Annotated in this window: 16 protein-coding genes and 1 pseudogene; 6 read left to right on the top strand and 11 right to left on the bottom strand. The window is 42.9% G+C overall.

Annotated elements, in window-relative coordinates:
* Together ACE01T_RS08950 and ACE01T_RS08945 are read right to left on the bottom strand one after the other, a co-directional pair.
* Positions 1–1152, bottom strand: coding sequence for an HlyD family secretion protein (locus ACE01T_RS08950; RefSeq protein WP_200223088.1), 1152 nt, complete (start codon positions 1150–1152; stop codon positions 1–3).
* A 256-nt stretch (positions 1153–1408) separates the two neighbouring features.
* On the bottom strand, positions 1409–1909 hold the full coding sequence (locus ACE01T_RS08945; RefSeq protein WP_166167735.1) for a thioesterase family protein: 501 nt from the start codon (positions 1907–1909) through the stop codon (positions 1409–1411).
* 102 nt (positions 1910–2011) lie between these two features.
* Between ACE01T_RS08945 and hemB the strand changes: the two genes are divergently transcribed.
* Both hemB and thiO read left to right on the top strand, forming a co-directional pair.
* Positions 2012–3025 (top strand): porphobilinogen synthase, encoded by a 1014-nt coding sequence (gene hemB / locus ACE01T_RS08940; RefSeq protein WP_166167738.1) that lies wholly within the window; start codon positions 2012–2014, stop codon positions 3023–3025.
* 18 nt (positions 3026–3043) lie between these two features.
* On the top strand, positions 3044–4174 hold the full coding sequence (gene thiO / locus ACE01T_RS08935) for a glycine oxidase ThiO (protein WP_180081264.1): 1131 nt from the start codon (positions 3044–3046) through the stop codon (positions 4172–4174).
* On the opposite strand, the gene ACE01T_RS08930 is transcribed toward thiO, so the two are convergent.
* From ACE01T_RS08930 to ACE01T_RS08910, 5 genes are all read right to left on the bottom strand, one after another.
* The gene (locus ACE01T_RS08930) at positions 4160–5068 is read right to left on the bottom strand and encodes a TIGR01777 family oxidoreductase (RefSeq protein ID WP_180042479.1); all 909 of its coding nucleotides are present in this window, start codon (positions 5066–5068) and stop codon (positions 4160–4162) included. The two genes, thiO and ACE01T_RS08930, sit on opposite strands and share 15 nt — an antisense overlap.
* Before the next feature lie 71 nt (positions 5069–5139).
* Positions 5140–5586 carry an ABZJ_00895 family protein gene (locus ACE01T_RS08925; protein ID WP_180042480.1) on the bottom strand — a complete coding sequence of 149 codons (447 nt, stop codon included), beginning with the start codon at positions 5584–5586 and terminating at the stop codon, positions 5140–5142.
* A gap of 117 nt (positions 5587–5703) precedes the next feature.
* Positions 5704–5835, bottom strand: a complete 132-nt coding sequence (locus tag ACE01T_RS08920; RefSeq protein WP_257221656.1) for a hypothetical protein — start codon at positions 5833–5835, stop codon at positions 5704–5706.
* Between the two features lie 151 nt (positions 5836–5986).
* On the bottom strand, positions 5987–6610 hold the full coding sequence (locus ACE01T_RS08915; protein WP_395519124.1) for a LysE family translocator: 624 nt from the start codon (positions 6608–6610) through the stop codon (positions 5987–5989).
* A gap of 426 nt (positions 6611–7036) precedes the next feature.
* Positions 7037–7228 carry an NF038215 family lipoprotein gene (locus tag ACE01T_RS08910; protein ID WP_395519122.1) on the bottom strand — a complete coding sequence of 64 codons (192 nt, stop codon included), beginning with the start codon at positions 7226–7228 and terminating at the stop codon, positions 7037–7039.
* A 273-nt stretch (positions 7229–7501) separates the two neighbouring features.
* On the opposite strand from ACE01T_RS08910, the gene ACE01T_RS08905 reads away from it, so the two are divergent.
* Both ACE01T_RS08905 and ACE01T_RS08900 read left to right on the top strand, forming a co-directional pair.
* The gene (locus tag ACE01T_RS08905; protein WP_395519120.1) at positions 7502–8383 is read left to right on the top strand and encodes a 1-aminocyclopropane-1-carboxylate deaminase/D-cysteine desulfhydrase; all 882 of its coding nucleotides are present in this window, start codon (positions 7502–7504) and stop codon (positions 8381–8383) included.
* Positions 8384–8437: 54 nt separating this feature from the next.
* Positions 8438–9637 (top strand): BaiN/RdsA family NAD(P)/FAD-dependent oxidoreductase, encoded by a 1200-nt coding sequence (locus ACE01T_RS08900; RefSeq protein ID WP_395519118.1) that lies wholly within the window; start codon positions 8438–8440, stop codon positions 9635–9637.
* 13 nt (positions 9638–9650) lie between these two features.
* Here ACE01T_RS08900 and ACE01T_RS08895 read toward each other — a convergent pair whose 3' ends face one another.
* From ACE01T_RS08895 to ACE01T_RS08885, 3 genes are all read right to left on the bottom strand, one after another.
* Complete coding sequence (locus tag ACE01T_RS08895) at positions 9651–9809, bottom strand: hypothetical protein (RefSeq protein ID WP_180175013.1); 159 nt, start codon at positions 9807–9809, stop codon at positions 9651–9653.
* 174 nt (positions 9810–9983) lie between these two features.
* Positions 9984–10121, bottom strand: a complete 138-nt coding sequence (locus ACE01T_RS08890) for a hypothetical protein (RefSeq protein WP_180176650.1) — start codon at positions 10119–10121, stop codon at positions 9984–9986.
* A 210-nt stretch (positions 10122–10331) separates the two neighbouring features.
* The gene (locus ACE01T_RS08885) at positions 10332–12188 is read right to left on the bottom strand and encodes a mechanosensitive ion channel (RefSeq protein WP_395519117.1); all 1857 of its coding nucleotides are present in this window, start codon (positions 12186–12188) and stop codon (positions 10332–10334) included.
* A gap of 237 nt (positions 12189–12425) precedes the next feature.
* On the opposite strand from ACE01T_RS08885, the gene ACE01T_RS08880 reads away from it, so the two are divergent.
* Positions 12426–12623 (top strand): hypothetical protein, encoded by a 198-nt coding sequence (locus tag ACE01T_RS08880; protein WP_395519116.1) that lies wholly within the window; start codon positions 12426–12428, stop codon positions 12621–12623.
* On the opposite strand, the pseudogene ACE01T_RS08875 reads toward ACE01T_RS08880, so the two are convergent.
* A pseudogene (locus ACE01T_RS08875) lies at positions 12623–12754 on the bottom strand (hypothetical protein); the annotation flags it as partial. The gene ACE01T_RS08880 and the pseudogene ACE01T_RS08875 sit on opposite strands and share 1 nt — an antisense overlap.
* 159 nt (positions 12755–12913) lie before the next feature.
* On the opposite strand from ACE01T_RS08875, the gene ACE01T_RS08870 reads away from it, so the two are divergent.
* The coding region (locus tag ACE01T_RS08870) for a helix-turn-helix domain-containing protein (RefSeq protein WP_395519115.1) at positions 12914–13105 on the top strand (192 nt) is incomplete at its 3' end.

Below are 13105 nucleotides of genomic sequence, written 5' to 3'. Positions count from 1 at the left end.
CTACTTCGAAGACAAATCGATCTTCGCTTCCATAGACAGCCCCACCCGTAACGGATGTTCAGCCAGTTCTTTGGGATCAAGCTTGATGCGAACCGGCAAGCGCTGAACCACCTTAATCCAGTTACCTGTCGCATTTTGTGCCGGAATCAATGCAAAGGCGGAACCGGTTCCGCCAGAGAAGCCTTGTACTGTGCCGTGATACTCGACTGAATCTCCGTACAGGTCAGAGGTTAAGACTGCTTTTTGACCGGGACGGACTTTTTCCAGCTGACTTTCTTTAAAATTGGCATCGACATACAGTTGTGAGGTCGGCACCACCATCATCAAGACAGTACCCGGTGCCACACGCTGACCAACCTGAATATTACGGCGTGTCACGACGCCATCAAATGGTGCCTTGATTTCAGTACGCTCCACATCTAACACAGCCTGCTTTAATTTGGCCTGTGCCACCAAAACATCAGGCGTGCTATTTTCATTGGCGCCGCGAATCAGTGCTTCATTGGCCGCCAAATTGCTTTGTGCCGCTTTTTGGCTGGATTTAGCTTGTGCCAAACCGGCTTGAGCCGATTCATAAACCGCTTTGGCGGTATTCAGTGCGCTTTGTGCCGTACTGAGTTCTTCTTTAGAAATGGCGCCAGAGGCACTGAGTTTTTCACGACGGCTTAAGTCATCTTGTGCCTTATCCATTTCAGCTTTGGCCTCGGCCACTTTGGCTTCAGCACTATGAATGGCATCATCACTGACAAAAATTTGTGAATTCAGTGAGCTGCTATTGGCTTGCGTCTGTTTATATTGACGCTGTGCCTTGACCAGTTCTGCTTTGGCTGCAGCAAGAGCAATTTCTGCATCGCGCTGATCAACACGAACCAGCAACTGACCTTTTTTGACCGTTTGAGTATCACTGACCAATACCTGTTCAACCTGTCCAGTCACCATAGAAGTGATTGAGGCCGTTTCTGCACCTACATAGGCATTATCGGTATCGACAGAATGATTGAAAAATAATGTCCAGATGGCATATAAAATCACAGCAAGGATTAAAATCAGTGCCACAAATCCCAAAGCCTTTTTTCGTTTTGCCTTGAGTTGCTGGTCAGTCACCTGTTCAGACTGTTGAGCATCTGGCGGCGTAATTTGAACATCTGTCATGCATGTTTCCTAAATCCAACAGCCCCCATCAGCAAGCAGCCCTGATCTGCCACCTTGACAATAGGCATCTAGATCGTAGTAAGCTCATCTTGATGGGACGTTATTCTTGTAAAAATTTTTGATGCATTTTAAGAGTAAAAAATCATATTTTGAGAATAAAAATGTAACTCACCAGTTTCCAAAACAAATTCGGCACCAGATTTTCATTCAATGCCACATATTGACCTGACTTCTGCTTAGCTGGCTTCAAACAAGTTTAATAAGCATAAGAAGCGATGGCGGTTGCAATCGCTTTGCCTTCATCATTGACTAAGGTCATGCGCATGGTGCAACCTTTCCGACCTAAACGCAAAGTCTCGGCACGTGCAGTAAAAGAATTGCCGCGACCCGGTGCAAGATAATCGACCCGCATATCAACTGTTGCCAAACGGGATACCTTCTTAATCGTCTCGGGCAAATCATCAGGAGTGGCTTTCTTGTACAGCTCCCCCATGGCCACAATCCCGCCAATACTGTCTAAAATGGTCGCCGCAACACCGCCATGCAAAATCTGAAATGCCACATTGCCAATCATATACGGCTGCATGTCGATATGGGCTTCAATCTGCCCATCTACCACCCGCATGTTCATGCCATTGTGCTGAAAAAAAGGAGATTTATTAAAAGCCTTGCATAACTGGTTCAGCAATACATCAATATCAACTTTCGAGCCGAAATGTATATGACCGGTCCAACTTTTTTCTGTTTCGTTTACCATTCGCTCGAATTTCCTGATTGAATAAAAATCTGTTAAACATCACCCAAAAACATATTCTAGGGCTACAATAGCCAAAGTTTAATACTGATCATTGAGATTGTTATGACCTATACGTTCAATCGTCCAGCATTTCCCGCTACCCGCATGCGCCGCATCCGTAAAAATGACCAATTACGTGCCATGGTACGCGAAACCCAGCTGACGACCGATCATCTCATTTACCCAGTATTCGTCCTTCCGGGGCAGAACCAAACCCAAGACATTCCAAGTATGCCGAATGTACAGCGTCTGTCTGCCGATCTACTGTTAAAAAAATCCGAACGTCTACTGGAATTGGGCGTTTCTAAATTAGCGCTCTTTCCTGTTACTCCACAAGAAGACAAAAGTCTGTCCGCCGAAGCTGCATGGCGTGAGGACGGTCTGGTCCAAAATACCGTTCGCCTGCTAAAAAAAGAATTGCCAGAAATGGTGCTGATCACGGATGGCGCTTTAGACCCGTATACTACGCATGGTCAGGACGGCATCATTGATGACACAGGCTATGTACTGAATGATGAAACCGTTGAATGCCTGATCAAGCAGGCACTCAGTCATGCCGAAGCTGGTGCAGATGTGGTTGCGCCGAGTGACATGATGGATGGTCGGATTGGTGCTATTCGTAATGCGCTGGAAGCCAACGGTCATATCTATACCAATATCATGGCTTATTCAGCAAAATATGCTTCCAGTTTTTACGGTCCATTCCGTGATGCAGTCGGTTCATCGACGAACCTGAAAGGTGGCAACAAGTACAATTACCAGATGGACATCGGTAACCGTGCCGAAGCCCTGCATGAAATTGCCCTGGATATTCAGGAAGGTGCAGACATGGTGATTGTTAAACCGGGTATGCCTTATCTGGATATCGTCCGTGAAGTGAAAGATACCTTTGGCGTGCCGACTTTCGTTTATCAGGTCAGCGGTGAATACGCCATGCTGGCGGGTGCCATTCAAAATGGCTGGCTATCCGACAGTGTGATTATTGAATCACTGATGAGTTGCCGCCGTGCCGGTGCTGATGGCATCTGGACCTACTTTGCCGAAGAAGCGGCTCTTAAACTGAAAGACATGAAATAAGGATTTGTGGTCTAAGCGATGAAAATTGCCATTATTGGAGCAGGCATTAGCGGTCTGCTGTCTGCTCTAGAGCTGGTGGAACAGGGATGTTCCGTGATGATTTTCGATCAGCAGCAGGCAGGAAAAGCTGCCTCCTGGGCGGGTGGCGGGATTCTCTCCCCGATGTATCCGTGGCGCTATCCGCAAGCCGTAAATCAGCTGGCGCAATATGGCAAGTCATTGTATTTAGACTGGAACAAAAAGTTAAAGCCTGTTTCAGGCATTGATTTTGAAATTCATGAAAGCGGTATGCTGATTTTTGATGAAGCTGATTTTGAAAGCGGTCTGAATTATGCCGAGCAGTTTCAGGAACCAATGCAGCAATGTGAATATTTACAACAGGAACAGATTGAACAGCTAAATCCTTTTATTGACGCCAAATTTCAACACGCCATTTATTTCCCCCAGATTGCCAATGTCAGAAACCCGCGCTTACTGCAATCCATGGTGGCCTATTTAAAGCAGCATCCACAAGTCGAATTTATTGAACACTGCCCGATTGAGCAGTTCAATATCGCCAATGGCCAAGTCCAGTCCGTAGCTGCTAAAAATGGCAAAACGTATGATGCAGATCAGTTTGTGATCACCACCGGCGCATGGTCGCAGCGCTGGTCTGAACAACTGGATCTTGAGATTCCAGTTCGTCCGGTTCAGGGACAGATGGTGCTGTTTAAAACCCCGGCAAACTGGTTGCCGACCATGTGCATGAATGATGTGATGTATTTAATTCCACGTCTGGACGGTCATGTGGTCTGTGGTTCCAGCATGGCGGATTGCGGTTTTGACACCACCCCAACAGTAGCAACCAAGCAGAAAATTTTAGAAGCCTGTTTCGAGATGGTGCCCGAACTGGCAGCGTTCCCTATCGAAAAACAGTGGGCCGGTTTAAGACCCGGCTCCCCAACAGGTATTCCTTACGTCGGCAAAATACCCGAGATGGAGAATTTGTGGGCCAACTTTGGACATTTCCGTAACGGCTTATGTATGGGGCCCGCCTCTGCACAATTGCTCAGACAGCTGATGCTGGAACAAACTCCTCTCGTAAACCCAGCAGCTTATAGCCCTACGCGTCTCAAATCTGAAGCAGAGTCAGAGTTAATGGTTCACTAATATCTCTTCTAAAGCGCTATTCAAGGTCGGATATTTAAACTCAAAACCGGCCTCTTGCAGGGCTATGGACGCGACATATTGACCATTTAATACCAGTTGTGACTGCTCACCCAGCATCCATCGCAACACGAAAGCCGGTAAAAAGAACACAGGTTTACGTTTTAAAACTTGTGCCGCTGTTTTAACAAACTGCGCTTGCGAGACTTTTTCAGGTGACACGAGATTAAATATTTGTGCTTCAGTTTCATTGAGCATTAAAAATTCGATGGCACGCAGCACATCTTGCACATGCACCCAGACTACAGGTTGCCGCCCATGTCCAATCTGCCCCACCAGATTCAGTTTAATGGGGAATAACATACTTGGCAGAATTCCGCCATTTTTCCCAAACACAATACCGAGACGAATAATCTTGGTTCTTTGCTGCGTAAAACTGAAGGCTGCCTGTTCCCATAACTGACACAATTCCGACATAAAAATAGACTGTGGTGCAGACTGTTCTGTACATGTTTCTAACCATTGTTCAGTCGGATCGATCCCGTAATATCCGACTGCAGAACCGGAAATAATCCGCTTTGGAAAAATCTGTCTTTTTTCCAGGTATCGATAGAGCTGCTGCGTGGTTTCTACCCGGCTCTTCATCAATTGTTGTTTTCTTTTCGCTGTCCAGCGTCCCTGTCCAATACTTTCACCAGCCAGGTTGATGACATAATCAATGCGGTCGGTTTTTAGTTCATCTAAATGCTGAATCCAGGTCAGATCGGGATGATTTGAGCGTTTATTTTTCTGGCGGGTCAGCCCCACCACGGCATAATCACGAGCCAGCAAATAAGGCAACAGTTGCGAGCCGATAAAACCACTGCCGCCGGTAATCAAGACACATGCTTTTTGCATTTTAGACGTACTCATGTTTTTCTTATCTATAGATCAAGACGGTATAAAACTCAAGCCTATATCAGGGTCGTTTAGCCAAACATTTTTTGCGCCATGCGCTGCGCCTGTTTACCATAAAACCAATAGGTCAAAAGATAAAGTGGAATGGCAACGAGCAAGACCATAATCAGTACCATACTCATAAATTGCGGATTTTTGAGATATAAAAGAAAATTCTGCCAAACTTCGGGATCATTCTTGGCAAAAAGGACAATACCGAGCAATAAAAAGGCCAGGTTATAGCCCCAGAAAATCAGGCTAAATCCCAAAGTAATTTTTTTTTGTTCTTGAGCGGTTGGTGCTCGTCGTTGTTGTTTTAAAAACTTATACAGCACTAAAATCATGGCTGTTAAATAAGGCACGATGGTCAGAATTCCGCCCATGCCGGTTGGCAGTAAAGCAGCCAATACACCACAGATACAGGTAAAAATAAAACAGAAGAGAAAAAACCATAAAAAATATCGGGTTAATGACACAATGAGCCTGCATAAGCAACTTTTAGATGATCAGTATAAAAAAAAATGAGTTTTTTTTCATTTTATTGTCAACCAATCTGTAAAGCTCTGCGTTATATAAGGTATGAAGTTCATGAACCGTTAATTTGTACCGGCATCCACAATATTTTCGGTGAACTTTTCTAAAGCAATAAACTTGGTTTCAAGTTTTAGTGAGGAACAGCAGCCCAAGCTAAAACTTGCAACAGATTTTTTGACCGACGATTTCATCATCACTCGAATCGTCGGTCTTTTATTTTCTACATTCTATTTTAATCTTAACGTTCAGTCTGGGAATAGATTTATACACTTCTTGCATAAATCACTCTTTTTATAAAATAACAAATGAGTAAATCATTCAAAATTGATTTACCCATGCCGTGATTTATTTCATCCCAAAGATTAACTTCAATCCCAACAGCGTCATGATGCCACCTGCGGCACGGTCAAAAGCGGCTTTAAATTTCAAATAGACACGACGTGGCTTTTCTGCCGACAAGGCCACTGCAACCAGTGAGCACCACCCTGCATCAATAAAAAAGCACAAAATGGGTAACACAAAATAATAATAAGTCGGAATTTCTTTGGGTAAAAGTGCAGTAAAAATACTGGCCAGCACAATTGCAATTTTCGGATTGGAAAGCTGAGTAATCAGGCCTGTAGTAAATGCACGGCGTAAGGACATTTGGGCTTGCGAACTATGCTCAGATTCAATCGGTTCTTTGGCATGTTTAATAATTTTAAAAGCCAGCCAGAGTAGATATACGCCACCGCAGATTTTTAAAGCCAGATAGGCAGATGGCACCGCCAATAAAAAGGCCTGTAATCCGAGTACGGCCAACAAGCCAAAAATGGCAGCGCCTGTGCCTGTACCTAAAGCGGTAAACACACCATGCTGACGTGAAATCGCAATTGAATTTTTAGCGACATAAATCGAAGTCGGTCCAGGACTCATTGCACCTAACATTAAAGCAAATGCAATTGAGCCCAAAATCCAAAATGATTCCACAAGTCCACCTACTGAAATTAATTCCGCGGCAATTTTACAATTTAAAAGGCTGAATATCTCCCTGAATTTCACCTCTTTTTCAGAATTTCACCGCATCATTCACCAAGAATTAAATAAATCACCTAATAAATCCCTAAGGAGGCAATCAAATCCCTCATTTATTAGAAAATGGATAAAATGAACAGAAGTATGGCTGCTGCGTAGCGAGAGATATGGGGGAATATAAAATAGAGGTTTATATGGTAAAAGATCGTTACAGTTACAATGAAATTAGCTGCATACATATATTTTTATGACAGTACTCAAATAGAAAAAAATCAGCACATCATTTCAGTAATAATTTTTTAGATACATATAAATTCAGACCTGCCAATTGGCAGGTCAAGCTTGATTTAGCACGAGATTAAATATCGGTTTCCGCTCAGTTTACTCTTGAGCCATTGGCTGCATTTCACGTGTGCCAAGCGGAGCAAGCCGATAATCTTGATCATGCACCGGTACACCGCCAATAATCATGCTACGAACTTCGGTTTTTGGCTTGTTATAATCATCCTTCGCATCACATGCTGTCAGCAATAGTAGCAAGCAAGCAGATAAACCCACGGATAGCGTCTTCATCACATATCCTCTTTTTCATCATTGTTATACCTTCTAGATTAACACTAATGAGTATTTTTCAATCATTATTTTTATGATTTTAATTCAATCATTTAAGATATATTTACAAATAAGGCTTCTATGAATATGAGCAAGAACAAAAATCTTCAATAACTATTGTCAGGTCACTCCTTATATTAAAATATCACTTTGATAATCCTGATGAAAATCAGCGTGCCATAGATCCTCCTATTTTACATACAATACAGTCTCATATTTATGGACCATAATGAAATGTTTGACCATATTGCCCAGTCAGTGACTTATCAGCACATTCAGCTGAATGCCCCCGTTACAGTGACTGTGAAGCGTTTGGATCAGATTCATCCTCAAATTTCGGGCAACAAGTTTTTTAAACTGAAATACAATTTTCTGGAAGCAGAGCAGCAAGGCTTTAAAAAAGTCCTGACTTTTGGCGGTGCCTACTCCAATCATATTGCTGCCACCGCTTATACAGCACATCTGTTTGGCTTTGCCAGTGTAGGCATTATTCGCGGTGAAGAACTCAAAGATAAAGCGCTCAATCCTACCCTTGCCACAGCGCAACAATCTGGTATGCAACTGCATTTTGTCTCCCGACAGCAATATCGTGAAAAAACCAGTTCTGAATTTCTCGAACAATTACAACAAAGCTATCCAGAGCATTACATCATTCCCGAAGGTGGAACCAATTCTCTTGCCATTCAGGGCTGCAAGGAAATTTTAACTGCTGAAGACCGACAGAATTATGATGTGATCTGCTGTGCAGTCGGTACAGGCGGCACCATTTCAGGACTGATTGAAGCCAGTGCCGCTCATCAAAGTGTGCTGGGTTTTTCGGCCTTAAAAGGCGATTTTTTAAAGTCGGATATCGAGCAATGGACGACAAAGAAAAACTGGCAAATCACCGATGCCTATTGCTGTGGCGGTTATGCCAAGACCAGTCCTGAGCTGTTACAGTTTATGCAGTGCTTTGAAGCCGAACACCACATTCCTTTAGAGCAGGTTTATACTGCGAAGATGATGTATGGACTGATGGATTTAGTTGCCCAAAACCATTTTCCGGCAGGCAGCCGCATTCTGATAATTCATACAGGCGGTCTGCAAGGTCGGCATCCAGATGCAGATCTATCCTGAAATTGAGCGCAAAATTGTCTATAATGCCCTGTTTTTATCTCCCGCGGGTTGCTCATGTCTACAAATCAGTATGATGTCATTATTTTAGGTGCAGGTGCATCCGGTCTGATGTTGGCATATATGGCAGCCCAGCGTGGTCGTAAAGTTGTGGTACTGGAAAAAGCCAACAAGGTAGGTAAAAAAATTCTGATGTCCGGTGGCGGTAAATGTAATTTTACTAATCTGTACGTCGAACCTGAAAACTATATTTCACATAATCCACACTTCGTAATCTCGGCCTTAAGCCGCTATACCAACTGGGACTTTATTGGTCTGGTGTGTGAACACGGTATTGAATATGAAGAGCGCAAACACGGTCAGTTATTTACCCTGAACGGTGCCAAAGAAATTTTGGCCATGCTGCTGACTGAATGTGACAAAACCGGTCTGGTCGACATTAAAACCGGTTATGAAGTCAAAGCGGTAACGGCTGTAGATGAGCAAGGTTTCCAAGTTGCAACTACTTTAGGTTATTTTCAGGCTGAATCTGTAGTCGTGGCAACAGGTGGTTTGTCTGTTCCTACACTTGGCGGCTCGGGTATTGGTTATGAGATTGCCAAACAGTTCGGCCATCATGTGTATCCGACCCGTGCAGGCTTGGTACCCTTTACTTTTTCCGACCAGTTTAAAGAAGTGACCACCCGTTTAAGCGGTAATGCGGTCGATGCCACCCTATCCAATGATTTAAACAGTTTTACTGAAGCCTTGCTGTTTACCCATCGTGGATTAAGTGGTCCAAGCTCCTTACAGCTTTCCAACTACTGGAATGTCGGTCAAAGCTTTAATATCAATTTTCTGCCTTACCTCGACTTGGTAGAATTTTTTAAAGCTAAAAAATCCAGCCAGCCTAAAGTGCTGCTACGTACCTTGTTAACTGAGCATCTGCCAAAAAGTGTGGTGCTGGAACTGCAAAATCTCATATGGGCAGAACTTGCCGATACAGCGATCGGTAATTTGAGCGACGATAAACTGGAACAGATCGCCAAACATCTACAGCATTTTGAAGTGAAACCGTCTGGAACTGAAGGCTACCGGACTGCGGAAGTGACTTTGGGTGGTGTCGATACTACTGAAGTATCATCAAAGACCATGGAAAGCAAGAAACAGAAAGGCTTGTACTTTGTCGGTGAAGTTCTGGATGTGTCGGGGCATTTAGGCGGGTTTAATTTTCAATGGGCATGGGCGTCTGCCCATGCCGCATCACAATACGTTTAACATGAAGATAATCTTATTCCAGATAATCCGTGCGTAATAAATAAACCTGTTGATTCTGCTGTATACGTGCAATGGCAAGATCCATTTTTGCAATTGTTTCAGTTACATCAGCAGGTTTATTTCCCAGTATTATTTGAGTCGCCAATTTATTTATGACTTTAACTAATAACATTACTTTTCTCCTTTTATTATTAAATTCATACATCCCAGTATGAGCGGCACATATTTCATTAATATGAATCTAAATATTTAAATTTTATGAAATAGTTAATTTATAAATAGCATAAATAAAATTTAAAAACGATTATTTTTTAACTATTTCTCATTTTTTTATGGATTGAGCTGCTCACTCCGCCTGCTGCATCTGTCCACCTGCCTGCTTGGTTTTGATAAGGACAAACTTATAGGCACTGATAAAGAATCCTACGGTAATGCCAGCAATGACAATGGATGCAATAAACTTATTGGGTGGTTTTTTAGTCATTTAGATCTCCTGTTACCAATTAGCGGGAAGCATTTATCCAAAATTATGACAACGCATTTTTTAACGGATTTAAAGCTTAAAGTAGAAAATCAGGTCATTTTACTGACTGCTTCTTAATAATAGACTAGCAAAAAGCATGCCCATCTGTTGTGCACAAACAAAGCCCTCTTTTGTTTGTGCACATGTAGCGGATTTTTCTGCTTCTAGCGATTATTTTTTATCATCACTGGAGCCAGGATTATTTGGACCTTTGTCACTATTAAGATCGACATCAGACTCTTTTTCCCCTGTGGATCCAAAAGGATTATTTACTGGCGGGTGCTTGGGATCAACACGGACAGAATCCGGAACACTCTGATCTGGATCAATTTTTTGTGCCTCTTGTGGTGCAGTGGTTAATGAGGCAGGAGTTGGGTTGGATAAATCAGGAGTGAGCGTTTCTTTTTGATCAGCCTCTGGAAAGTCGGGCTCTGTAAGCGGTTTGGACAGATCGGAAGATGGTGCCGCTCCCCCGTCCATTTCCAGTTCAGAAGATTTATCTACCGACGCACCAGAACCTGATCTTGAACTTTCCTGATGCGGATTAGGCTGCTTCGCCTCTTTTTTGCATTTATCAATCAAGTCGGTCAAGACACGTTGTGCCGGATCGCGCCCACCTAAACCAAAAGCCAATGCGAAGGCAACAGCGACGGCTCCCAAGGTTAAACCAAATGCCAGATTGACGATGGAATCGGCAATACCCATTGCACGCAAACCCATTGCAATCACCAGGCCCATAATCAATATACGAACCAGATTTGCCAGCCAGCGTGAACTGACATATTCACCTCGTCCAATCACTTGGGCGACCAGATTGGCAAGCCAGAAGCCAATCATCAGAATCACTGCACCGAGCAGGATATTTGCACCAAACTGGATAAACATCGAAATCAGTGTACTGATCTGCTCAAAACCAAGCCGGTTTGCTGCTTCAGATACCGCAAACAACATGGTAAAGAACACAATCAGGTAACCAATAATTGACGATACTTTAGTTGTGCCTAAAAAGCGTTGTGCATCCATTTTGGTAGGAATTTCATCCACACCCGTTCCAGAAACAATGTCCACCACCAGTTTAGCCACAAAGCGTGACACCACATACGCCAGAATAAGAATCAGGGCAGCTGCAATAATATGTGGAATGGCGTTCATGATTTCATATAACATGGCCGTGGCCGGTTGTGAAATCGCTTCAACGCCCAGCGCTTCAAAGCCAATAATCAGGGCAGTAATGATAATAATCGCAAAGACAAATGAGCCGAGTACCTGGGGCAGATTGGAATTTTTAAACATCCCGATTTTCTGGGCATGCTGCTGTAGATTTAAACTACCTACCAGACCTTCGACAATACCGCGTACAATTTTTGCCAGAATATAACCGACAAATACAATCACAGCGGCAATAAAGATATTCGGCAAGAATGAGACAACTTCATTCACCATGTTCTGTACTGGAGCCAGCAATCCGGTTAAGCCCAAGATAGACAGTACAATTGGCAAGAATAATAACAAAATCAGCCAATAAACAATGTCACTAATGTTCTGGCTAATTGGGCTGACACCCACATCAGCACTTAACTTTTCATCCAGCTCAGTTCGGTCCAGCAGTTTTTGCAGTCCCATTTTGACCAGATTCGCAACAATCCAGCCAATAAAACCGACCGCAATAGCTGCTAAAAGTTGAGGAATAAACAACAGGAATTGCTGGATCATATTGCTGAATGGCCCGCTCACGCTGGTGAGATTCAGCACATTCAACGCGCCTATGACGGCAATGATCATTACAATCCAGAAGATGATACGCGAAATGATATTTTCAACATTTGAGCGATGTCCTGTCGCTCCAGAAAGTCTTTGATTTGTTCCAAGCTTTTGTAAAACTTTTTTAATTCCTGCCGCAATAATAAGGGCAACAATCCAACCTATGATTAAAATGGCGATGGCAGCGAGAATAGGATGAAACTGATTCCAATAGTACATCGCATCAAATTCACCCCCTCTAGGGCCTCCAGAAAAATACTCATTCATATTGTCATGTCCTCTTGTTATTACTTATTGAATTTCTACAGATGAATAACTGGGTTATGTTGGCTCAGCTCAACCTAAAATGATGACGTTAAGAACACATTAGAATTCGATTATTTTTTCTTCAATACAAACCAGCATAAATACAACAAAAGCGCACATTAGATTGCAAAAAGCTCCAATCCTTTCAAATTAGAGCTTTAAATGAATGATTTGAATCCCTACTGATTTTTGTTACTAATGCCTGTCCCCACATTATCGGCAGCCTCACCTATTGCACTTTTTTCACCCGGTTCTGTTACAGTATCGGCATCTGTAGCGACTGCTTCATCTGTTGCCGTTGCAGTACCGGTAGTGGCGGTATTATTTGGTGTGGCAGGTTGGGCACTAGGGTCAGGATGTCCTGGAGGAGCATTAGATGATTACGGTTTAGTATAGGCAAACATGTAAACCAGTACGGCAATGAAGAATACACCCACAAGAAGGAGGATATACACTGGCAAACGTTTTTTCTGAGATCTTTCTTCTTCACTCGTAACATGAGGCGGTTTATTAAAATCATGTGTCATGTTTTTTCCCCTTTTTTTATCTCATTCCATGTATTTATATTAACCATATTTACTGATTAGTTATGTATAAAAGCATAGTGACATGGTGAAGACTTGTAATTTTCACTTAAAAAACAGCAATTCAGAAAACAGTTGTTTAAATATTTTAAGGTAAGAAGGTTGTGTCGATTCAATTTTCAGTCAGGCTATCTTGCGCAGCAGTGCTGCTCAAGTCCTGAATTTAAACAGCAAGCAATTGATTATGCTCTTTCAAACTCACACGAATCTGTAGCTGCAATCGCCCAGAAATTAGGTGTTGGTTATTCAACATTGGATAAATGGATTCGTGAAACCAATCCGGCGGGTTCAAGC

Origin of the sequence: Acinetobacter uliginosus (genome assembly GCF_044130295.1) — a bacterium.
Taxonomy (GTDB): domain Bacteria; phylum Pseudomonadota; class Gammaproteobacteria; order Pseudomonadales; family Moraxellaceae; genus Acinetobacter.
This window is presented reverse-complemented; position numbering and strand designations above follow the sequence as displayed.